We start from the raw sequence: 22,163 nt of genomic DNA, 5'->3' as shown, positions 1-22,163 counted from the left end.
CATTTAATGATACTCGTATTTTATAGGGCGAATTCTTTAGATAAGGATTTAGAATGAAAAGTATAGGTGATGAAAAATGATAGCAACGAAGGATATACGTATAGAAAAAGATTTTTTAGGTGAAAAGGAAGTACCGAGTGTAGCTTATTATGGTGTACAAACATTACGTGCCGTAGAAAACTTTCCTATTACAGGATACCGCATTCATCCGTCACTCATTACGGCAATGGCAATTGTAAAAAAAGCGGCAGCGCTTGCGAATATAGATACAGGTTACTTAGCTAAAGATATCGGACAAGAAATTGCAGAAGCGGCACAAGAGATTGTTGATGGAAAGTTCCATGATCAATTTATCGTAGACCCGATTCAAGGCGGAGCAGGGACTTCAATTAATATGAATACTAATGAAGTAATTGCTAATAGAGCGCTAGAGCGTATGGGATACGAAAAAGGTGAATATGCGAAAATTAGCCCAAACACTCATGTGAACATGGCTCAATCAACAAATGATGCGTTCCCAACTGGGATTCATATAGCAACTCTTATGATGCTGGAAGAACTTCTTGTTACAATGGAAGAACTTCACTCTGCTTTTCATGATAAAGCAAAAGAGTTTGATCACGTTATTAAAATGGGGCGTACGCATTTGCAAGATGCAGTTCCAATTCGCCTTGGACAAGAATTTGAAGCATATAGCAGAGTGCTAGAGCGTGATATAAAAAGAATTAAACAGTCTCGTCAACATTTATACGAAGTTAATATGGGTGCGACAGCTGTCGGTACGGGATTAAATGCAAACCCTACTTATATAGAACAAGTTGTGAAGCATTTACGAACTTTTAGTGGTTTCCCTCTTGTTGGTGCAGAGCACTTAGTTGATGCGACGCAAAACACAGATGCATATACAGAAGTATCTGCAGCACTAAAAGTATGTATGATGAATATGTCTAAAATTGCAAATGACCTTCGTATTATGGCGTCTGGTCCACGTGTTGGGTTGGCGGAAATTCAATTACCAGCTCGTCAACCAGGTTCATCTATTATGCCGGGTAAAGTAAATCCAGTTATGGCAGAAGTAATTAACCAAGTTGCTTTCCAAGTAATTGGAAATGACCATACAATTTGCTTAGCGTCAGAAGCTGGACAATTAGAGTTAAATGTAATGGAGCCGGTATTAGTATTTAATTTAATTCAATCCATCAGTATTATGAATAACGGTTTCCGTGTATTCCGTGAATACTGTATAAAGGGAATTACAGCGAATGAAGAGTTGCTTAAGCAATATGTTGAAAAAAGTGTTGGAGTTATTACAGCAGTGAATCCTCATATTGGTTATGAAGCAGCTTCTCGCATTGCACGTGAAGCAATTGCGACAGGAAAGTCTGTTAGGGAGCTATGTTTAGAACATGGTGTACTTACAGCAGAAGAGCTTGATATTATTTTGGATCCATACGAAATGACGCATCCTGAAATTGCTGGTGCTTCTTTATTAAAGACTAAAAAAATGTAATGTAAAAAGCACCGATCCATTTGGATCGGTGCTTTTTTTTAGAAGATATTAAATACAGCGTTTAATTGAAGTAAGCTAATAACAGCTAAGAAGATTAAACTGTATTTCATTGCTGTTTTAAATAAGGCAGATTCTTGACCAACTAGTCCAACTGCTGCACAAGCAACTGCTACAGATTGTGGTGAAACCATTTTCGCCATTGTACCACCTACTACGTTTAATGCAACGAGTGTAGAAGGAACGATGTTTAATTGATCTGCAGTTACTGCTTGAAGTGGTGCGAATAATGAACCACTTGATACTACTGATCCTGTAATGAATACGCCAATCCATCCTAAGATTGGAGAAAGAACTGGGAATGCATTACCAGTAGAAGAGAATGCAAGTCCAAGTGTAGATGACATACCAGAGTAGTTCTCTACGTAAGCTAAAGCGATAACGCTACAAATTGTATATACTGGAGCTTTTAGTTCTTTCATTGTTTCTACTATTAATTCTTTAACCATTTTACCTTTTACGCGGTAAACGATAAGTGAAACAATAATTGCTAATACAATTGCAGTAGTTGTAGAAGAGAATACATCGAATTTGAAAACCGCTGCGAAAGGTGTATCAGCCTTTGTAATTGGTGTAGTTTTCATAACCATATTATGAAGACCAGGGAACTGAATGTTAAATACTAAGTTTGCTAATGGACCATCCGGAGCAAATAAAGCTTTAATCGGTTTTAAATTAAAGATTGTTACGAATGCAGTTAAGAATACGAATGGAGACCAAGCATATAAAATTTGATTGAATGTATGAGATTTTTTTTCTTCTTGTTTTTCTTCTTTAGCAGAAGATTTTGGCTGCCAAACACGTAAGAATAATGCCAGAGAGACCATACTTACAACGGCTGCGAAAATATTAGTAAGTTCTGCACCTAAGAAGTAAGTTACAAGGAACTGAGTAATTGCGAAAGAAACACCACTTACAAGAATACCTTGCCAAGTTTCTTTAATACCTTTAATTCCATCGACCATTGAAACAAGTAAGAAAGGTAAAATAATGCTAATGAAAGGTAAAATAAGAACAGTTTGACGACCAATAGTTAATGCGTCAAGTTCAGTTAATTGTGCTGGTACTGTAACTGGAATCCCCATAGCACCCATAGCGCCACCAGCGATGTTAGCGACTAAACAAATACCTGCTGCTTTTAATGGATTGAAGCCCATACCTACAAGTAATGCAGCTGTAATAGCAACTGGAACCCCTAGACCAGCTGCGCCTTCTAAGAAAGCACCGAAAGAATAAGCGATTAATAATACTTGTAAACGTTGATCATTCGTAATGCTTGAAATACTATCGCGAATTATGTTGAATTGCTCTGTTTTAACAGTTAATTTGTAAAGGAAAATGGCTGCGATAACGATAGTACAAATTGGATAAAATCCAGATAAAACACCGAATCCGGCAGATGCTACAGCTACAGTTGCGGGCATTTTATAAACAAATATAGCAAGAATAATAGCGACGATCACACTATAAAGCCCAGCGATGTAACTTTTCATTTTGAGTCCCATTAAACAAATGATGAAACAGAAGATTGGAAGTGCTGCGATTAGTGCAGATAACCAAATATTGTTTAATGGGTCATAAATTTGTGTCCAAGTACTCATATTAATGACAACTCCTATCTATTATATGTGAAGAAATTCACATTATTTGTGAAACAATTCACAATCAACTTACATGCTTAGTATATTCTCCTTCAACACTATTGTCAACGTGAAAAAGTATAATTATTCCATAATAGTATTAAAAGTAACATTTTGTTCATAAAGTAGACAAAAAGCGTAATCAAATTGATTTGATTACGCTTCTATAAATTATTTACATATTCTTTCATTTTTTCATATGTCATTGGTCCTACATGCTTATATTGAATGACACCGTTTGAATCGATGACAAAAGATGTTGGAATACTGATAATTTGATATGCGGCACTTGCCTGTCCTTTCTGATCTAATAGGACGGGAAAGGTATATTTGTTTTCTTCAAGAAATTGTTTTACATTGTTCGGGTCTTTTTCAGTAGCTGTCGCATTTACAGCGACAATTTCAATCCCCATATCTTTAATATCGTGATAAAACTTTTCCATATCAGGCATTTCTATTTTGCATGGACCACACCAGCTTGCCCAAAAATTCAATATTACTTTTTTTCCTTTATAGTCTGTAAGACGAACTTCTTGACCAGTGGTTGTTTCTAGAAGGAAATTGCGGGCAACATTGCCAACTTCAGTTCCAATGGGGGTGTTTGATTTTGAAGCTATATCTTCTTTGTTGTCTAATAGGAAGTGATCGATAATAGTCCAGCCAACGGCAATGCTAATTAACGCAATAATAAACCATTTTTTAATATTACATCATCCTCCTTACTTAAATTTCCTTTTTATCGTAACAAAGTGGTTAAATATGGTCAAATTACTTTACGATAGGTTATCAATTATGGACGGTATTTTACAATATCATTACTGTACATTTCAGTAAGGTGAAAATATAACAAAAAGCCTGATAAAACAACGTTTGTAAGCAAAGTATTGCTAGCCCTTTGTTTTGCTTTTTTATTGTATCATATAGTATAATATTCAAAATCAGGTGGGATTTTTTCTTGAACTGTGTGCTGATAAAAGTCGGAAAATTTTCTCAGCATTATAGGTTGATAAAGTTATGTCGTAACAGGAAATATAAGAACAGATATATAAATAAATAAAGAGAAAATAAAAAATGAAAATGAGGGGAATTTTATGAACCAAAACCAATTTGACTGTCGTATTTCAGAAGAAGACGTACAGATGTTAAGAGCATTAGCTCATCCACTTCGTCTACGTTTAGTAATGGAACTGATGCAGCGTGGAACATGTAATGTAACACAATTACAAGAGGTATTAGAAATTCCGCAATCAACTGTTTCGCAGCATTTAACGAAATTAAAACAAAATAAAGTAGTACGCTTTGAGAGACGCGGGTTAGAAGTGTACTATCAAATTCATAACGATAAAGTAAGTGAAGTAGTAAAAACATTATTTTCTTAATTTTTGAATATTATGGAAAGAAGACGTGTGAAATATACGTCTTTTTTTATTTGGAAAGGATCTAATAATAGGAAGATTTGAGAGCGTATATATTAGCGCGTTAGAAAGAAACAAACTATCGGTTGAAGTACTAAATTGACGGAATATATTCTGAAGGGATATGAAAAGATAGAAAGGAGTGTTGTAAGCCAAAGGAGGAATAATATAATGGATGTAAAACGTGTGAAACAGATATTATCTTCTTCAAGTAGAATTGATGTTACATACGAGGGAGTCCCCGTATGGATTGAGAGCTGTGATGAGCAGAAGGGTAGTGCTCAAGTGTATGACGTATCCAACCCAGGAGAGAGCGTTCACGTGGATGTGACGGCTTTAGAAGAGATGTAATAGAAAAGACGCTTCTAATTGTAGAAGCGTCTTTTTTATTCACTATTCCATCATATGTGCAATTTTCTTAGAGAACATAAGAAGTACTAATCCTAGCACGATTACGATAACACCGATGCTTGCGAATACTTCTAAATATCCTAAAGATTGAGTGAAAGCAGCTAATTGTCCTGCTAATAAGTTTGCAAAGCCAGTACCAGCTAACCATACACCCATTAATAAAGATGCTAATTTAAGAGGTGCGATTGCACTTACCATAGATAATCCGATTGGTGATAAGAATAATTCACCGATTGTGTGGAACATGTAAGTGAATACAATGAATAGTAAGTTTGCTTTCATTGTAATGTTACCTTCATCGCTACCAGTTTTTAGAACAGCTAAAGTTAAAACTAAGTACCCGATTCCTAGTAAAATCATACCAAAAGCCATTTTTGTAGGGATTTTTAAATCACCATTTTTTGTTTTTGAAAGTTTAATCCATAATGCAGAAACTGGTAATGCTAGTAAGATAATGAATAGTGGGTTTACAGATTGGAACCAAGGTGTTGGAATTGTAAATCCACCAATTGTACGATCCACGAACTTATCTGTGTAAAGTGTTAAAGAACTACCAGCTTGTTCAAATCCTGCCCAGAAGAATACAACGAAACAAGTTAAAATTAAAATTGCAGTTGTACGCTTTTTCTCTTGTGTTGTTAAAGGTTTTTTCTCAATAGGTTTTGCATTTTGTTCTTTAGATTTTTTACCGACAACAGTTGTTCCGATAGACCCTAAGTAACGAGGTGCTAAGAAATTAAAGGCAATCTGTCCAATAATCATACCGATACAAGCTGTTAAGAAACCGTATCTATAATCTGTGAAGTAACCACAAATGAATGGAGCGATAAGAGCTCCTAAGTTAATTCCCATGTAGAAGATAGTGAAAGCACTATCACGACGAGAATCGTTGTCGCTATATAATTGACCTAGTAAAGTCGAGATATTTGGTTTGAAGAATCCGTTACCGATAACTAATAATCCTAATCCTAAAAATAGTCCAGTTTTCGTGTTCATTGAAAATAGTACGAAGTTACCAATCGCCATAATGATACCGCCGATGGTAATGGCATGTCGTTTCGTAATGAAATGGTCAGTTAACCAGCCACCAATAATCGGTGTGAAATATACAAGCATTGTGAAAATACCGTAAATTTGAACTGCAACTGCTTTATCAAATCCTAAACCGCCACTTACTAAGCTCGTTGTTAAATAAAGAACTAATAAGCCACGCATTCCGTAATAACTAAATCTTTCCCATGCTTCTGTAAAGAACAACAAATATAATCCTGGTGGATGTTTTTTTGGTGATTGTTGCTCTCCAGCTTTGTCTAGTTTTAAAGCTGCATCCATGTTTGTTTCCCCCTAATCCTGTATAACGGATATTTATGTAATTATTTTAATTCACAAAATATTTAGAAGTCAATAGAATTATATGGAAATAGCAAGAAAATTTATGAAAAAATCTATTTTTCTTCAACCGTTATTGTATTTTTCCCTGAAAACAAGATAATAAGCGTTTTCAAATGTAGTAATTGAATTCTAAAATAAAGTAAAATAATGATAAATCAGAAAATTTAGATTAGAATATTTATTCTGATATAGAGAAAATATTCTATATTTACTTTTATAATATAACATATCGGGAATAAAAATACAAAATGAAATAATGTGACACTTCAGTGAAATGAAAAAACCAGCTCCATAAAAGAGGGAGCTGGTTAGAATGAAATTATTTAACAAAGCGTTTTTCAATGTCGTCTAGTAGTAAGTTAGCAGCCATTACACCGCCAGCTGTATTCCAAATAACGTCGTCAACTTTGTATGCTTTTCCGTTCTTTACTGCATTTAAGTTTTTAAAGAGAGGATCGTTTATATATTCTTTTTCTAGTTCAGAACCTTTTTTCTCATTGCCTTTATCGAATGTGAAGTAGAATAATACATCGCCATCCATTGCCGAAATACGCTCTTTAGATACGTTACGTTCGGCGAAATCATCTTTGTTTTGATCTCCAGGACGTTTAAATCCAAGTTCTTTTAAAATAACACCAGAGAATGTATCGCCATGATAAATACGAACATCACCAGGCATAAAACGTACCATAGAAATTTCTTGATTTACTTTATCGCCAAGTTGGCCTTTCAAATCTTTCATACGTTTTTCGTAATCAGCTAAAACCTTTTGACCTTCTTTTTCTTTATTTAAAGCCTTTGCATAAAATGTGAAGTTATCTTTCCATTCACCGCGTAATGTTTCAGAGAAGACAGTAGGTGCGATTGCTTTTAGTTGCTCGTAAACTTTTTCGTGGCGCATTTTGTTACCGATAATTAAGTCAGGTTTTAAAGAAGCAATTGTTTCAACGTTAACTTGTCCTTCGTCGCCAACAACTTTTACATCTTTCATTTTGTCTTTAATATGTGGATACCACGGATCACCAGTCCAAGATTTTACAGCACCAACTGGTTTTACCCCTAACTCAAGTAAAGCTTCAGTTCCTTCATTTGTTAAAATAACTACACGTTTTGGATTAGCAGGAACTTCTGTTTTACCCATTGCATGTTCAACTGTAATCATTTCTTTTTTCGTATCTTCTTTTGTTTCCTCTTTAGTATTTGATTTTCCACAAGCACTTAAAAGTAATGAAAAGGCTAGTAAAAATACAAATACTGTAAACGAGTTCTTTCGCATAAATTTCATTATGTACCCCCTACATACTGAGAAGTTTTTTCAATAGCAAGCATGATAGTAATACTTCATGGTCCATTTGTCAATGAAAATAATTCTCATTATCATTGACAATGAGAATTAAGTTGAAATACACTTACAACGTATCATTATACATTGAAGGGGAAACGCTGCATGTTATTAAAAACAAATCAAGCAAAATGGATTGGATTATTTGTTGGAATCATTGCAGTCGTTATTTGTATTTGGGGAAGTATTATTTTCGGGTATACAAATACGAGTTGGAAATTAGCGTTAGATGCTTTTTTTCATTTTGATGGTTCCAATGAACATATTATTATTCAAAATGTGCGTCTACCAAGGGCATTAATTGCAGCTAGTGTTGGTGCTAGTTTAGCCATTGCGGGTTGTTTAATGCAAACTTTAACAAAGAATCCGCTTGCTTCTCCAGATTTTATTGGATTAAATTCAGGCGCTGCGTTCTTTATAGTTGTAGCAATTGTACTTTTTTCCGTTACGTCTTTATCGGCTTTCACTTGGATTGCCTTTTTAGGAGCGGCAGTTGCAGCAGTACTTGTATTCGCCTCTAGTTCTTTAGGAAAAGAAGGGACAACACCTCTTAAGTTAACGTTAGCAGGTGTTGCAATCAGTGCGTTATTTTCATCATTAACACAAGGGTTACTTGTTTTAAATGAAAAAGCATTTGAAGAAGTGTTATTTTGGCTTGCCGGATCTGTGCAAGGAAGAAAGTTAGAAATTTTACAATCTGTATTCCCATATTTATTAATAGGCTGGATCGCATCTCTTATGATGGCAGGGAAAGTAAACACATTAATGATGGGGGAAGACGTTGCAAAAGGACTTGGACAACGAACAATTTTAACGAGATCATTCGTACTACTTATTATTGTATTGCTGTCTGGTGGTTCAGTTGCAGTCGCTGGTCCAATTGGATTTATTGGTATTGTTACTCCGTATTTTGCCAGATTCCTTGTTGGAGTAGATCACAGGTGGAGAGTACCATATAGCGGATTGTTAGGTGCAATACTATTACTCTTAGCTGATATAGCAGCTAGATATGTCATTATGCCACAAGAAGTACCAGTAGGGGTTATGACAGCATTTATCGGGGCCCCATTCTTTATTTATATTGCACGTAAGAGAGGGCTTAGCAAATGAAGAAGTATATTCCGTTTCGTATAGGAAAAGGTGGGCTCTCGTTTTTAATGTATAAACGAGCTGTTCTAGTCTTGTTTAGTTTACTAGTTGTTTTAATAGGATTATTTTTTGCGAGTGCAGGTATGGGAGATATGAAAATTGCTCCTTATGATGTATGGCAAGCGATTACGGGAAATGGCGATGCGATGTCAAATATGGTTGTAAATAAATTTCGTATGCCGCGTATTTTAATTGCCATCCTTGTAGGAATCGCACTTGCTGTAGCGGGCTGTATTTTACAAGGGCTCGTTCGAAATCCACTGGCTTCTCCTGATATCATCGGGATTACGGGCGGGGCAAGTGTTGCAGTTGTACTATTTTTAGCTATATTTAGTGATAAAAATAATGCGCTAACAGTAAGCATTCATTATATGCCATTAGCAGCTTTTGCTGGTGCAACGATTGTAGCGTTGTTTGTATATTTATTTGCATGGAGAAATGACGGGTTATCACCGATTAGTCTTGTTTTAATTGGTGTTGGATTTTGGGCATTAACGAAAGCAGCAACAACTTTATTTATGTTGTTAGCACCAATTTATCAAGCAAGTCAAGCGAATGTATGGATCACAGGTACTGTTTACGGTTCTTCATGGCAAAATGTTATGGTACTTGCGCCGTGGGTTCTCATTTTAACGACAATATCATTTATCGCTGCGAGGCATTTAAATGCACAAGAGCTAGGGGATGATATAGCAGTGGGACTTGGTGTTCCTTTAACGAAGTCGCGTGTATTTATGTTGTTACTTAGTACAGCTTTAATTGGCGGGGCAGTTGCCTTTGCAGGAGGAATTGGATTTGTTGGTTTAATGGCACCTCATATTTCGCGAAGATTAGTTGGCTCTTTCTACGGTGCATTGCTCCCAGTTGCGGCGATTATCGGTGCAATTCTAGTACTCGCTGCAGATTTAATTGGGCGTACAGTTTTCACACCACTTGAAATTCCAGCAGGGGTATTTACATCAGCAATTGGTGCACCTTATTTTATTTATTTACTTTATAAAAGTCGGAATTCATAAAGGGAGATTAATATGCAAAAAGCATTGGAGACGAAACGCTTGACGCTGTCGTATGGTGAAACGATTATTATTGATGAGCTGAATTTAGAAATTCCAAAAGGGAAAATTACAATCTTCATCGGTTCTAACGGTTGTGGGAAATCAACTTTATTACGTTCACTAGCTAGATTATTAAAGCCAACAACCGGTGACATTTTGTTAGATAATCAAGCAATTCAAAGTATGCAAACGAAGCAAATTTCTCGCCAAATGGCAATTTTACCGCAAGGGCCACAAGCTCCAGAAGGACTTACAGTATTGCAACTTGTAAAGCAAGGACGTTATCCATATCAAACATGGCTGAAGCAATGGTCCGAAAAAGATGAGGAAATGGTACAAAAAGCGCTTGCTGCAACGGGTATGACAGAATTTGCTGAGCGTGATGTTCATGCCCTTTCAGGTGGACAACGTCAACGTGCCTGGATTGCAATGACCCTTGCACAAGATACAGATATTATTTTGCTTGATGAGCCGACTACATATTTAGATATGACGCACCAAATTGAAGTGTTAGATTTATTATTCGAATTAAATGAAACAGAGCAAAGAACGATTGTTATGGTATTGCACGATTTAAATTTGGCATGTCGTTATGCAGACAATATTGTAGCTATTCAAGATAAACAAATATATGCGCAAGGTAAACCAGAAGAAGTTATTGACCAGAAGTTAGTTCGGGATGTATTCCGTATGGAGTGTCAAATAAGCGCTGATCCGTTATTCGGGACACCGCTCTGTATCCCACATGGAAGAGGAAGACGTGTACTTAAAGAGGCTGTTCAAGCGATGAGATAACGAAAAAAGACGATGAGGATTCATCGTCTTTTTTACCCCGCTATTTGAGGACAGTAAGATCCCCATCTCAAAATTCAGCGAAAGCAAAGAAGCTGGTTGGGGGATCAACTGCCTGTAAAAGCCCGATTGGTGAGGGCTAATAATCAGTGGGGGATGAACATCCCCCACTGATTAAAGTTTCACTTTATTTTCGGCAAGAAAATAATAGAAAAAGGGGAATACGTAAACGTCGTTCATATTCTTCTTCATCTTGAAAACAGTTTCGATTTGGTGTAGCTTCTTTTAAGTTTGTAATCGTAAATCCGGCTTGTTGTAATAATGTAAAATATTCTTCCGTAGTCCGGTGATATTTAATAACTTCTTGATCAATCCATGGCTCAACTCGTTTTCCTGTTTTGAAATAATCATCGACGAGCCAACTAGTTCTTTTACCACTCGTTTGCAAGCTTTCAAATGAAGAGGTAATAACGGGATGTTGAACGCTAAAGGTGAAGGTTCCGTTTGTTTTTAAAGTTTGAAACACATTTTGAAAAATGATATCAAGGTGTTCAATATAATGTAAGGCAAGTCTAGATGTTACTAAATCAAAAGTAGAAGGAGGGTATGTGTAGTCTTTGAGGTTTAAAAAATGAACGGTGCCATTTTTATTTTCTAGTTGTTTTTTAGCTTTTTCATACATAAGCTCGGAGCCTTCAATACCAGTGTAAGAGTGGCATCCATGTTCTAATAATTCTTCGCCGAATTTAGCATCACCACAACCTAAATCGAGGATTTGTTTTCCTGTTACATTGCCAATGAGCTGAAAGAATGCTGGTTTTTCAAGGGATTCGTTTGGACTATTTTCTCGATATCTTCGCTGCATATATTGCTCTAAAAACGATTCGTTATTATATACATCAGATTCAGTAAATGCCATTTTAAAAGCCTCCTAAATATTTTTTTAATTCTATCAAATATGAAAAGTAAATGATAGATTTCTCGTAATGAATCATATATAATCTAAAATTGTAAGCGGTTTCTCTAAGCTATTTTTCTATAATAAATTCTGAAAACGTGTTAAGCTAGTAGAGGGATTATTAGAACTATTAAGATAATAATCCGCTTACATGAACGATGGGAGGCTTCACGATGTCTAGTAAAACACTTGCAAACTTTTTAGAAGAAAATTTAGAGGATTTAAAATCAAAGGGGCTTTATAACGTAATTGATCCGCTTGAAAGTCCAAATGGACCGATTATTACAATTGGCGGAAAAGAATATATTAACTTATCTTCAAACAACTATCTTGGATTAGCGACTGATAATCGCTTACAAGAAGCAGCAATTGGTGCAATTCATAAGTACGGCGTTGGAGCAGGAGCTGTTCGTACAATTAACGGTACTTTAGATTTGCATATTAAATTAGAAGAAACAATTGCAAAGTTTAAACATACAGAAGCAGCAATTGCTTATCAATCAGGATTTAACTGTAATATGGCAGCGATTTCAGCTGTTATGGATAAAAATGATGCGATTCTTTCAGATGAATTAAACCATGCATCTATTATTGATGGTAGTCGTCTATCAAGAGCGAAAATCATCGTTTATAAGCATTCTGATATGGAAGATTTACGCAAAAAAGCAATCGAGGCAAAAGAATCAGGTCTTTATAATAAATTAATGGTTATTACAGACGGTGTTTTCTCAATGGATGGAGATATTGCAAAATTACCAGAGATTGTTGAAATTGCAGAAGAGCTGGATTTAATGACATATGTAGATGATGCACACGGTTCAGGTGTACTTGGCAAAGGTGCAGGCACTGTAAAACATTTCGGTCTTTCTGATAAAGTTGATTTCCAAATCGGTACATTATCAAAAGCAATTGGGGTAATTGGTGGATATGTAGCTGGGAAACAAAACTTAATCGATTGGTTAAAAGTGCGTTCACGTCCATTCTTATTCTCAACAGCTTTAACACCAGCTGATGCAGCTGCTTGTATGAGATCAATTGAAATTTTAATGGAAAGCACAGAGTTACACGATCGTTTATGGGAAAATGGTCGCTATTTAAAACAAGGGTTAAAAGAACTTGGCTTTAACATTGGAGAAAGTGAAACACCAATTACACCTTGTATTATTGGTGATGAAGTATTAACACAAGAATTTAGTAAACGTCTAAATGAAGAAGGCGTTTACGCAAAATCTATCGTATTCCCAACCGTAGCAAAAGGAATGGGACGCGTTCGTAATATGCCTACAGCAGCTCATACGAAAGAAATGCTAGATGAAGCAGTTCGTAAGTATGAAAAAGTAGGGAAAGAAATGGGTATCATTTAAGTAACGACATCTTTTGAATAGCTTGCAAATGGGGAGTGGGAAAAATGAAAAAAATTCTAGTAACCGGTTCTTTAGGGCAAATTGGTTCTGAACTAGTAATGAAACTTCGTGATGTATACGGCGCATCAAATGTTATTGCAACAGATATTCGTGAAACAGACAGTGAAGTAGTAACGTCTGGTCCATTTGAAACGTTAGATGTAACGGATGGACAAAAATTACATGATATTGCAAAGCGTAATGAAGTAGATACAATTATTCATTTAGCGGCTTTACTTTCAGCAACTGCAGAAAAAAATCCGTTATTTGCTTGGAATTTAAATATGGGCGGACTTGTAAATGCATTAGAAGCAGCACGTGAATTAAACTGTAAGTTTTTCACGCCAAGTTCTATCGGTGCATTTGGTCCATCAACGCCAAAAGATAATACACCACAAGATACAATTCAGCGTCCTACTACGATGTATGGGGTAAACAAAGTAGCAGGAGAATTATTATGTGATTATTATCATCAAAAGTTTGGCGTTGATACGCGCGGTGTACGTTTCCCAGGCTTAATTTCTTACGTAGCTCCTCCAGGAGGCGGAACAACTGACTATGCAGTTGAAATTTATTATGAGGCGATTAAAAAAGGTACATACACCTCATACATTGCAGAAGGAACATACATGGACATGATGTATATGCCAGATGCTTTACAAGCAATCATCTCATTAATGGAAGCTGATCCAAATAAACTAGTTCATAGAAATGCGTTTAACATTACAGCAATGAGCTTTGAACCAGAGCAAATTGCAGCATCAATCCGTAAACACATTCCGAACTTTACAATGGATTACGCAGTAGATCCAGCTCGTCAAACAATCGCTGATAGCTGGCCGAACTCTATTGATGCAACAGCAGCAATGAAAGAGTGGGGCTTTAAAGCAGAATATGATTTAGACAGAATGACAACTGATATGCTGGCTAAGTTAAAAAAAAAGCTCGCATCTGAGTTAGTAATGAATTAATAGGAAGAGCCGATTCTTAGGAATTGGCTCTTAATTATTTTAGGAAGGGAGAAAAGCAACATGCAAAGAGTTGATGTTGTATATGCATTAATACACGATAGCGAAAAAGATAAAATATTAATGGTACATAATATAGAACAAAACGTTTGGTCATTGCCAGGCGGGGCTGTTGAAAAAGGAGAAACGTTAGAGCAAGCACTAGTAAGAGAAGTGAAAGAAGAGACAGGTTTAACTGCTGCGGCAGGTGGACTTGTTGCGATCAATGAAAAATTCTTTGAAGAACCAGGGAATCATGCGTTGTTTTTTACATTCCGAGCAAATATTGTAACAGGTGAACTTGGTGCAGAAGATGAAGAAGAAATTTCCGCAATCGAGTGGGTGGATCGGACAATCGCAAATGAACGATTCCCATTCTACGATGGGGGATTTGAAGCATTGTTAGAAGTAGCCATTCCATATAAATTTCAACCAGAAACACAGTGAGTGAACGAAAAAACAGGAGCCACAAGGCTCCTGTTTTCTATTCAATCGTCTTCAATAATAGTTTCTTCAACAATGGTTTAATCTTCAGGCGTAAATCTTCAGCATGATTTGCAACTAAGAAGTGATGGTTATAAATGTTCTTCATTAATTGATAAGTTGCTTCTTTCGCTTCGCCTTCTTCGATGAAGATTCCGATTACTTCCATACCACTTTTACGAGCAAGTTTGACAGCTTCATGCGTATCTAAAATACCGTCTTGTTGATAGTCTAGCGCAGAAGGCTCACCGTCTGTAAAGACAAGTAAGAATTTATGTTTTTCTGGTCTTTTCGCAAGCTTTTCGGAAACGATACGAATAATATACCCGTCGCGGTTATCTTCTTCTTCGCGAAGTTGCATAATTTCTGGACCGACGTTTGGTAAGGTTGAGTTTTTATACGTAACAACTTCATGGATAACGTTCGGTTTATCTTCAGGTTTAGCACTAGAAGCATCTTCCCAAAATCCACTAATAGCGTGCGGGATTTTTAAAGATTTTAAAGCTTCATGGAATAGGACCACACTCTTCTTCGTTTCTTCCATTTTGTTATACATAGAACCAGAGCAGTCCACTAATAGTTGGAATGCAACGTCGAGCTCTTGTGATTCTTGTCCTTTTTTATAAAACATACGCGGCTGCTTTTCAGTATAAATACGAAGGAATTTCTTACGAAGCCTTCCGTAATATTTATCACTGTTTGCATTCGTTTTGTTTTCAATTGTTTTTTCGATAATTTTCTTTAATTCTTTTACATCTTTATTAACGACTGATTTGATAGCTTGGTAATCTTTTTTCTCATCAGTATTCGATTTGCGAGCTTCTTTAAATGTATGAGAAGCTCCCACATTATACTTGCCGTATGCACCGTCGTTTTGGCTAGAAGCATGAGACGCTCTTGCTTCCTCTGTATCAGCACCATCAAAGTTAGATTGTGTACTTTTTTGGGAAGTACCTTGTACAGAACCAAGTGCTTGGTCACCATCTTCTGATTCACGAGCAGTATCACCCATCATATTTGTTTTTGTTCCGCTTTCTAAATCAAAGCGTAAAAAGTTCTCGTTTTCATTGTTTTTATTTTCACGGTGCCATGTCGAGAAGCTTTCATCCATTTTGTTTTTGTTATCATCGTCATCTAGGAGCTGCGTATCATCATTTGCTAATTTTTCAGCGCGACTGTCTTTCTCATCTGTAATAACAGATAAATAAAGCGGTGCATGTCCGAAATAATTATTAAGCATATCACTTTCAAGAAGTCCTTCTAAACGATAGCGAATTTTCTCAACAATATACATAATATCTTCCGTATTACGAGCTTGGAATGTTTCATGCAAAATTGATTCAATTTGCTCGAAATATTCATTATTAAACATTTCATATTTATCACTCGTTAATGAAAGATAGCATAGACAAAATAGACGATCACCGTGATAGTTACGAACACGATTTATTTCATTTTGTGAGCCAAAGTAATTGCGATACATTTCTTTTCGGCGTTTAAAAATATGCTTTGTGCCAGGACGTAAATTTTTGACGATTTCCTCAACACGTAAATCTTCTAATAGAACAAATAATTGTGTTAAAAACTTTTTTAGAGGCGATTCTTGTAACTCAATCGCATAAGAACGAATTAAAGTCATGTCCGAGTAATGTTTATTACCAAGTGCCTTTAAGAACACTTCGCTTTTTAATCCGATTACTGTATCCTCTTCTTTTCGATCATCCCAAAAGTGACTAATGACAACCTTTTTTTCAATTTCGTCGTAGTATGCTTTATAGCCATACTCAAGATAGGCATCGTCTTCTTTTAGAAGAGCATACATTAAGTTTTCCATTTGTAGAAACAGCGACGCATCAATTTTTTTGTCACTAAAAATTTGTCTCATGAATTATCCCTCAAAGAAATAACTTTCTGCTAATTCACGGACAGTCATTTGTTCTGTTTCATCGTTTAATTTTGCGATAATACTACGTTCAATTGCACGCATAACAGGAATATATACACCTAAATCACATGCATCGATAATGCCACGAATACTAGCGGCTTCTTCACTTACGCGCCCATCACGAGCTAAAGGCATAAGATCGCTTGCGAATGCAACGAACTTTTCAATTGTTGCAACATCATTTAATTTTGATTCAGATAGTAATAGCTCTTTTAATGTATCACCTTGAATGTAAGGAACTTCAATAATAACGAAACGGTTTTTTAAAGCTTCGTTTAGTTCACTTGTCCCAACATAACCTTCGTTAATCGCAGCAATTACGCGATATTCGTCATCACCGTATACAACTTCTTGTGTAAATGGGTTTGTAATCATTTTACGGTAATCTAATGCGCCGTGAAGAAGTGGTAACGTTTCAGGTTTTGCCATATTGATTTCATCAATATATAAGAAATGACCGTTCTTCATTGCTTTCATAAGAGGACCGTTAACGAACGTAACTTCAGATGCGCCGTCTTTCGTTTGTAATGTGTTGTATCCTAAAATACCTTCCACATCTAAATCGACAGAACAGTTAATGCTATGCATTGGTTTTTGGAATAAAGAAGAAAGAGTTTCTGCTAGTACGGTTTTACCACTACCAGTTGGCCCTTTTAATAGAATGTTTTTACCAAGTAAAAGTGCTGTAATGGCATCTTCAATAATGCTGTTATCAGATGCTTTATATATTTTCTTGCCAATTAAATGTGCATTTTCACCAGCTTCTTGTTTATTCTTTTCATGAATTGTAGAAAGCTGCTGTTTTAAATCAGAATGTATATGAAATTGTTCTAACATGTATTTCCCACCTAACATTATTTTCATAAAGTAATACATCTTATGATAACTTGTTTTAATATGGTATGCAAAGAAAAGGAGAAGGGGGAAATATAAAAGAAAAAGCAATCAATATCACATTGATTGCTTATAGTAAAGGAGAAATGAGTCGCATAAAGGACTCTAATATTCTTTTTTTGATACTTCTTTTTTGGAACGAGTTCCATTTAATTTCATTGGAGTGTTTAAAGTCTTCTTCAAAATCATGTTTAATATCATGAACGGTTTCGGATTCATATAGTACGCTAATAATTTCATAATTCAATTCAAAGCTACGTACATCCATATTTGCTGTTCCAATTGTTGCGATTGTATCATCAACGAGTACAATTTTTGCATGCATAAATCCATCTTTATAACTGTAAATAGAAGCACCAGCTTTTAAAAGTGGAGTGAAATAGGATTGAGATGCTTGATCGCTAATAATACTATCACTCTTACCAGGATATAAAATACGTACATCTATGCCAGATATTGCACTTAGGCGTAATAATGTTAAAGTTTCTTGATCCGGAATAAAGTATGGTGTAGCGATCCAAATAGATTTTTTGGCTGAGCCCATAATAGCTAGTAATGTATTACGAATACTTTTATCATCTGAGCTTGGTCCACTTGCTACAATTTGCACCGCACCTTCTGCATCCGGAATTTCTTTTCCTGGGAAGTATTGTCTATTCATAAATTGATCCCAAGAATAAGTATTCAATCCACTAGACGCATAAAGCCAATCTTCTAGAAAGATGGCTTGTAATTTATACAATGCTTTTCCTTCTATTTTTAAATGACTATCACGCCAAACAGGGAATTTTTTTGAGCGACCAAGATATTCATCACCGACGTTGAGCCCTCCGGTAAAACCAATTTCTCCATCTACAATGACGATTTTACGGTGATTACGATAATTAACTGTCTCGAGTAACCAAGCTGAAAAAATAGGGTCAAATTCGACAATTTCAATTCCAACTTTTTTCATAGGTTGTAAAAATCGTCGTCTTAACGTATTACTTCCGAGTCCATCATAAAGGAAGCGTACAATAACACCATCTTTTGCTTTTTGTATTAAAGCATCGCGTACTTTTTTACCAATCTCATCAGATTTATAAATATAGTATTGAATATGTATGTGATGTTTTGCATTCTCGATTGCGTTCAAAATTTCTGAAAAGGTTTGATCACCGTTTGTTAAAAGTTTTGTTGTCGTTCTATCCGCGGCAGGCCCGCCTCCGAATTTTTGTACGACTTCTGTTAAATGTATAGAAGGTTCATGTAATGGGACTGTGAGTGATAATTCTAGTCGTCTTCCTTCTAATATTTCGCGGAATAATTTTCTTTGTTCTTCTGAACGATGAAGATGTTTTTTTCTTCTCCAACGGCTACGCCCGAAAATAGAGTATAAAAGTACACCTACAACAGGAAGAAGTGCTAATACTAAAAACCACGCTAAGGTGCTTTGGGGTGATCTATTTTCGATAAAAATAACGAATGAAATTCCTACGATTGTGATGGACCATAGAGCACCAACAAACGTATATAACGAAATAACCGATGTATTTAATAGGAAAAGAACGATAGATACGATTGTAAATATTAATAATAATTGAACGATAGGTTTCTTCATTTCTATATAATTCCTCTAATCTTTCTTAAATATAGACTTCTTAAATAGAAGATATAATCTGACATCCTTATTATAAAGTGTTTTGTTTTTTTTACAAAATATAGACATTTGTCATATACTTTCCGCATTTGTCCTACATACAGTATATTGTTACGTTGTTATCCCACTATTTGCTGGTTAATGATCAGTGTAGGAGGGACAAAAACCTTGCCTCTTATATAGGAAAGGGAATGAGGTTTCTTTCCTGGATTTGTAGCAGGTGCATTATGAAGCCCAGGATAGGGTTATCCATATTACGCGAATTCTTCTTATTAAGGTGAGGAAATGGAAAGGAGAGGGGAATAATGAATTATATAGAAAATAATGGATTGTATTATCGTCATAATCATGGAGGGCACCATCATAATGGCGGACATAATCACCATGGTGGGCACAATCATTATGATCATCATCATCATCACGGTGGTGGATGGGGCTGGGGTGGAGGCTCGTGGGGCGGAGGATTTTTCCCAGGAAGTTTTGCTGGAGGCATGTTAGGTGGGCTTACAGCTGGCGCATTAACGGGTGCAGCAGGTGGAGGCTACTATCCAGCACCGTACCCAGTAACGTATCCAGCACCATATCCAATGCCATACCCGGGTTATCAGCAAATACCATATCAGTATTAAACTAAAAAAGAGGATATCCTCTTTTTTAGTTTAATACTTTATTTATAAAATATTTCCAAAAACAAGGTGAAAATATGTTAATATGTTGTTATTATAATTCAATATGTTAAATGAAAATTTTGGCTTTATCCCGCTATTTGTGGGTAGTAAACCCCCCACTGATTAAAGTTTCACTTTATATTAGTATTCGTGAATCGTTGCATTTTGTATATTAATCTCTATTTCATTATGTATCGGCAGTTAGATTTACATCTTAACATTTAATGAAATAAAAGAGGTTAGGTGTGAGGTCGTATTAGTAGGGAGCAGAGGCTAATAGTGATGAAATTGTCACTTTACAAATTCAAAGAATGTAAGAGAATACTGTATAATAAGCTTAGATAAGTAGAGAGATGAGAAGCTTCTACTATAATTAAAACAGCACCATATTGCTTTTTTTTATAAATAATATTATGTTATTTTAATCGGCCTATTTAGAAAAAAATTGTGATTTATCCCGCATTAACGGGCAGTAAGACTCCCACCTCAAAATTCGGTGAATGTGAGGAAGTTAGGTGGGAGATAAAAGCCCGATTGGTGAAGGCTAATAATCAGTGGGGGATGGACACCCCCCACTGATTAAAGTTTCATTTTATGTAAAGGCGTATTGTTAGAAAATGAAATATCTCTATTTCTATGAAGAGAAACGAGTTGTGTTTTAGTCAGATAGGAAGCAAGGAGAGGTGCGCATGCTAGAACAAAGAGGTCATGCATTATATGACTCTTCATTGCAAGATTTAAAATTAGCATTAGATGAGTCTTCAATTGTTGCTATTACAGACCGAAATGGTCTTATTACATATGTGAATGATAAATTTTGTAAAATCTCAAAATATAAAAGAGAAGAGTTAATAGGAAAAGATCACCGTATTTTAAATTCCGGATATCATCCGAAAGCATTTTTTCAAATCCTATGGAAGCGTATTTTGAGTGGGAAAGTTTGGACGGGGGAAATTCGAAATCAAGCAAAAGATGGTACGTATTATTGGGTTAAAACAACAATTGTTCCATTTTTAAATGAAAAGGGAGAACCTTATCAATTTATTGCAATTCGAAATGATATAAGTAGTAGGAAAGAAGCAGAACAAAGATTACGATTAAGCGAAAGTCGTTATAGGGAACTTGCTTATCATGATGCGTTAACAAGTTTACCGAACCGTTTACAGTTAATTACGACTGTAAATAAGATGATTGCAGAGAAAATAGAGTTTGGCATGATTTACTTTGATTTAGATCGTTTTAAATTAGTGAATGATACGTTAGGTCATATGATAGGAGATTTACTTTTAAGCGAAGTTGCTTCACGGTTGCATTATGTGCTAGGAGAGAAAGATGTTCTAGCTAGGCTTGGTGGCGACGAATTTGTACTGTTAACAAAAACTCATACACATGATGAGATGAGGCAGTTAGCGACATCCGTGTTGTCATGCTTTCAAGCGCCATTTATGCTTGAAGGTCATGAAGTATATATTTCAGCTAGTCTAGGACTTTGTTCCTATCCGCAAGATGGAAAAGACGTTGAAACGTTATTAAAAAATTCGGATTTAGCCATGTATAGTGCGAAAGAGCAAGGAAGAAATGTGGCGTGCTTCTTTACAGATGAATTACGTGCGAAAATAAACCGTAGAATGAAAATAGAATTTGCTTTGCAAAAAGCGATTCGTGACGAAGAATTAAAAGTGGCATTACAACCCATTATTGATTTGAAAACAAAGAAATGTAATGGTATTGAGGCTTTAGTACGCTGTAAGACAGAAGAAGGTCCTATTTCGCCAAGTGAATTTATCCCTGTAGCTGAAGAGTGTGGACTTATTATAAAACTAGGAGACTGGGTACTAGAAAAGTCATGTCGACTGTTTAAAACTTTACCAGATTATCAAGAGGGACTGAAGTTATCTGTTAATTTATCAATACAACAATTGATGCAAAAGCGATTTATTTTATCTGTTCGTAGTATATTGAAGCGAACAGGGTTTCCGCCAAATCGTTTAATATTAGAAATAACAGAAAGTATAGCTGTACGTCATTTTGATTATATTATTGCTACATTACAAGAATTAAGAAGTATGGGAATTTTAATTGCTTTAGACGATTTCGGAACAGGGTATTCCTCATTATATTATTTAAAACAACTACCACTTGATATTGTGAAAATTGATCGTAATTTTATTCGTGAGTTTCATTATGATCATGCACAACCAGAGCGAACGATTGTAAAATCGGTTATTGAAATCGCCCATAGTTTAAATTTATTAGTGGTTGCTGAAGGGGTAGAAACGGTAGAACAAGAAAGTTTATTAAAATCAATGAGTTGCGACTTTGTACAAGGTTTTTATTATGCGAAACCGTTAGATATAGGGGAACTAAAAGAAAAGTTATTAACTGATTTTTAATAAAAAAAGA

The 22,163-nt window shown here is 35.6% G+C and carries 19 protein-coding genes; 11 read left to right on the top strand and 8 right to left on the bottom strand.

Going from position 1 to position 22,163, the window contains the following annotated elements; translation table 11 throughout:
- Positions 1-76 precede the first annotated feature (76 nt).
- Positions 77-1,510 (top strand): aspartate ammonia-lyase, encoded by a 1,434-nt coding sequence (gene aspA, locus MR155_RS18950; protein ID WP_002029742.1) that lies wholly within the window; start codon positions 77-79, stop codon positions 1,508-1,510.
- Positions 1,511-1,548: 38 nt separating this feature from the next.
- Here the strand turns inward: aspA and MR155_RS18945 are convergent, their stop codons facing one another.
- Both MR155_RS18945 and MR155_RS18940 read right to left on the bottom strand, forming a co-directional pair.
- On the bottom strand, positions 1,549-3,168 hold the full coding sequence (locus MR155_RS18945) for a lactate permease LctP family transporter (protein WP_098635241.1): 1,620 nt from the start codon (positions 3,166-3,168) through the stop codon (positions 1,549-1,551).
- A gap of 203 nt (positions 3,169-3,371) precedes the next feature.
- Positions 3,372-3,800 (bottom strand): TlpA disulfide reductase family protein, encoded by a 429-nt coding sequence (locus MR155_RS18940; protein WP_242310867.1) that lies wholly within the window; start codon positions 3,798-3,800, stop codon positions 3,372-3,374.
- 498 nt (positions 3,801-4,298) lie between these two features.
- Between MR155_RS18940 and MR155_RS18935 the strand changes: the two genes are divergently transcribed.
- Both MR155_RS18935 and MR155_RS18930 read left to right on the top strand, forming a co-directional pair.
- Positions 4,299-4,586, top strand: a complete 288-nt coding sequence (locus MR155_RS18935) for an ArsR/SmtB family transcription factor (RefSeq protein ID WP_001075217.1) — start codon at positions 4,299-4,301, stop codon at positions 4,584-4,586.
- A gap of 207 nt (positions 4,587-4,793) precedes the next feature.
- Positions 4,794-4,973, top strand: a complete 180-nt coding sequence (locus MR155_RS18930) for an acid-soluble spore protein H (RefSeq protein ID WP_002010492.1) — start codon at positions 4,794-4,796, stop codon at positions 4,971-4,973.
- 42 nt (positions 4,974-5,015) lie between these two features.
- Here the strand turns inward: MR155_RS18930 and MR155_RS18925 are convergent, their stop codons facing one another.
- Together MR155_RS18925 and MR155_RS18920 are read right to left on the bottom strand one after the other, a co-directional pair.
- The gene (locus tag MR155_RS18925) at positions 5,016-6,365 is read right to left on the bottom strand and encodes a peptide MFS transporter (protein ID WP_061674012.1); all 1,350 of its coding nucleotides are present in this window, start codon (positions 6,363-6,365) and stop codon (positions 5,016-5,018) included.
- Positions 6,366-6,744: 379 nt separating this feature from the next.
- Positions 6,745-7,710, bottom strand: a complete 966-nt coding sequence (locus tag MR155_RS18920) for an ABC transporter substrate-binding protein (RefSeq protein WP_242310842.1) — start codon at positions 7,708-7,710, stop codon at positions 6,745-6,747.
- A gap of 162 nt (positions 7,711-7,872) precedes the next feature.
- Between MR155_RS18920 and MR155_RS18915 the strand changes: the two genes are divergently transcribed.
- The 3 genes from MR155_RS18915 to MR155_RS18905 are packed head-to-tail and all read left to right on the top strand — an operon-like array spanning position 7,873 to position 10,766.
- Complete coding sequence (locus tag MR155_RS18915) at positions 7,873-8,877, top strand: FecCD family ABC transporter permease (RefSeq protein ID WP_242310841.1); 1,005 nt, start codon at positions 7,873-7,875, stop codon at positions 8,875-8,877.
- Positions 8,874-9,932 carry a FecCD family ABC transporter permease gene (locus tag MR155_RS18910; protein WP_113937889.1) on the top strand — a complete coding sequence of 353 codons (1,059 nt, stop codon included), beginning with the start codon at positions 8,874-8,876 and terminating at the stop codon, positions 9,930-9,932. The genes MR155_RS18915 and MR155_RS18910 overlap by 4 nt, the downstream gene beginning before the upstream one ends.
- Before the next feature lie 12 nt (positions 9,933-9,944).
- Positions 9,945-10,766, top strand: coding sequence for an ABC transporter ATP-binding protein (locus tag MR155_RS18905; protein ID WP_242310840.1), 822 nt, complete (start codon positions 9,945-9,947; stop codon positions 10,764-10,766).
- A 184-nt stretch (positions 10,767-10,950) separates the two neighbouring features.
- Here the strand turns inward: MR155_RS18905 and MR155_RS18900 are convergent, their stop codons facing one another.
- Positions 10,951-11,682: a class I SAM-dependent methyltransferase gene (locus MR155_RS18900; protein WP_242310839.1), complete on the bottom strand. Its 732-nt coding sequence runs from the start codon at positions 11,680-11,682 to the stop codon at positions 10,951-10,953.
- Positions 11,683-11,894: 212 nt separating this feature from the next.
- On the opposite strand from MR155_RS18900, the gene MR155_RS18895 reads away from it, so the two are divergent.
- The 3 genes from MR155_RS18895 to MR155_RS18885 are packed head-to-tail and all read left to right on the top strand — an operon-like array spanning position 11,895 to position 14,578.
- A complete protein-coding gene (locus tag MR155_RS18895; RefSeq protein ID WP_219300230.1) occupies positions 11,895-13,085 on the top strand; it encodes a glycine C-acetyltransferase in 1,191 nt (396 codons plus the stop codon).
- Positions 13,086-13,129: 44 nt separating this feature from the next.
- Positions 13,130-14,095, top strand: coding sequence for an L-threonine 3-dehydrogenase (locus tag MR155_RS18890; RefSeq protein ID WP_002125175.1), 966 nt, complete (start codon positions 13,130-13,132; stop codon positions 14,093-14,095).
- 60 nt (positions 14,096-14,155) lie between these two features.
- Positions 14,156-14,578 (top strand): NUDIX hydrolase, encoded by a 423-nt coding sequence (locus tag MR155_RS18885; protein ID WP_219300228.1) that lies wholly within the window; start codon positions 14,156-14,158, stop codon positions 14,576-14,578.
- Positions 14,579-14,615: 37 nt separating this feature from the next.
- Here MR155_RS18885 and MR155_RS18880 read toward each other — a convergent pair whose 3' ends face one another.
- The 3 genes from MR155_RS18880 to MR155_RS18870 form a co-directional block, all read right to left on the bottom strand.
- Positions 14,616-16,499: a vWA domain-containing protein gene (locus tag MR155_RS18880; protein ID WP_219300226.1), complete on the bottom strand. Its 1,884-nt coding sequence runs from the start codon at positions 16,497-16,499 to the stop codon at positions 14,616-14,618.
- A 3-nt stretch (positions 16,500-16,502) separates the two neighbouring features.
- A complete protein-coding gene (locus tag MR155_RS18875) occupies positions 16,503-17,396 on the bottom strand; it encodes an ATP-binding protein (protein ID WP_000892986.1) in 894 nt (297 codons plus the stop codon).
- A 127-nt stretch (positions 17,397-17,523) separates the two neighbouring features.
- The gene (locus MR155_RS18870; protein ID WP_242310838.1) at positions 17,524-19,053 is read right to left on the bottom strand and encodes a cardiolipin synthase; all 1,530 of its coding nucleotides are present in this window, start codon (positions 19,051-19,053) and stop codon (positions 17,524-17,526) included.
- A 344-nt stretch (positions 19,054-19,397) separates the two neighbouring features.
- Between MR155_RS18870 and MR155_RS18865 the strand changes: the two genes are divergently transcribed.
- Complete coding sequence (locus MR155_RS18865) at positions 19,398-19,721, top strand: hypothetical protein (RefSeq protein WP_016097214.1); 324 nt, start codon at positions 19,398-19,400, stop codon at positions 19,719-19,721.
- A gap of 728 nt (positions 19,722-20,449) precedes the next feature.
- A complete protein-coding gene (locus MR155_RS18860) occupies positions 20,450-22,153 on the top strand; it encodes a putative bifunctional diguanylate cyclase/phosphodiesterase (protein ID WP_242310837.1) in 1,704 nt (567 codons plus the stop codon).
- Positions 22,154-22,163: the final 10 nt, after the last annotated feature.

The sequence above is a fragment of the Bacillus cereus group sp. BfR-BA-01331 genome (assembly GCF_022663915.1).
In the GTDB taxonomy this organism is placed as follows: Bacteria; Bacillota; Bacilli; order Bacillales; family Bacillaceae_G; genus Bacillus_A; species Bacillus_A mycoides.
The sequence above is the reverse complement of the archived record's forward strand: the minus strand, read 5'-3'. Positions and strand labels throughout refer to the sequence as shown.

Bases quoted from the DNA above. Each gene is read 5' to 3' on its own strand.
- aspA (WP_002029742.1), top strand. From the start codon at position 77: ATGATAGCAACGAAGGATATACGTATAGAAAAAGATTTTTTAGGTGAA.
- MR155_RS18945 (WP_098635241.1), bottom strand. From the start codon at position 3,168: ATGAGTACTTGGACACAAATTTATGACCCATTAAACAATATTTGGTTA.
- MR155_RS18935 (WP_001075217.1), top strand. From the start codon at position 4,299: ATGAACCAAAACCAATTTGACTGTCGTATTTCAGAAGAAGACGTACAG.
- MR155_RS18930 (WP_002010492.1), top strand. From the start codon at position 4,794: ATGGATGTAAAACGTGTGAAACAGATATTATCTTCTTCAAGTAGAATT.
- MR155_RS18925 (WP_061674012.1), bottom strand. From the start codon at position 6,365: ATGGATGCAGCTTTAAAACTAGACAAAGCTGGAGAGCAACAATCACCA.
- MR155_RS18920 (WP_242310842.1), bottom strand. From the start codon at position 7,710: ATGAAATTTATGCGAAAGAACTCGTTTACAGTATTTGTATTTTTACTA.
- MR155_RS18915 (WP_242310841.1), top strand. From the start codon at position 7,873: ATGTTATTAAAAACAAATCAAGCAAAATGGATTGGATTATTTGTTGGA.
- MR155_RS18910 (WP_113937889.1), top strand. From the start codon at position 8,874: ATGAAGAAGTATATTCCGTTTCGTATAGGAAAAGGTGGGCTCTCGTTT.
- MR155_RS18905 (WP_242310840.1), top strand. From the start codon at position 9,945: ATGCAAAAAGCATTGGAGACGAAACGCTTGACGCTGTCGTATGGTGAA.
- MR155_RS18900 (WP_242310839.1), bottom strand. From the start codon at position 11,682: ATGGCATTTACTGAATCTGATGTATATAATAACGAATCGTTTTTAGAG.
- MR155_RS18895 (WP_219300230.1), top strand. From the start codon at position 11,895: ATGTCTAGTAAAACACTTGCAAACTTTTTAGAAGAAAATTTAGAGGAT.
- MR155_RS18890 (WP_002125175.1), top strand. From the start codon at position 13,130: ATGAAAAAAATTCTAGTAACCGGTTCTTTAGGGCAAATTGGTTCTGAA.
- MR155_RS18885 (WP_219300228.1), top strand. From the start codon at position 14,156: ATGCAAAGAGTTGATGTTGTATATGCATTAATACACGATAGCGAAAAA.
- MR155_RS18880 (WP_219300226.1), bottom strand. From the start codon at position 16,499: ATGAGACAAATTTTTAGTGACAAAAAAATTGATGCGTCGCTGTTTCTA.
- MR155_RS18875 (WP_000892986.1), bottom strand. From the start codon at position 17,396: ATGTTAGAACAATTTCATATACATTCTGATTTAAAACAGCAGCTTTCT.
- MR155_RS18870 (WP_242310838.1), bottom strand. From the start codon at position 19,053: ATGAAGAAACCTATCGTTCAATTATTATTAATATTTACAATCGTATCT.
- MR155_RS18865 (WP_016097214.1), top strand. From the start codon at position 19,398: ATGAATTATATAGAAAATAATGGATTGTATTATCGTCATAATCATGGA.
- MR155_RS18860 (WP_242310837.1), top strand. From the start codon at position 20,450: ATGCTAGAACAAAGAGGTCATGCATTATATGACTCTTCATTGCAAGAT.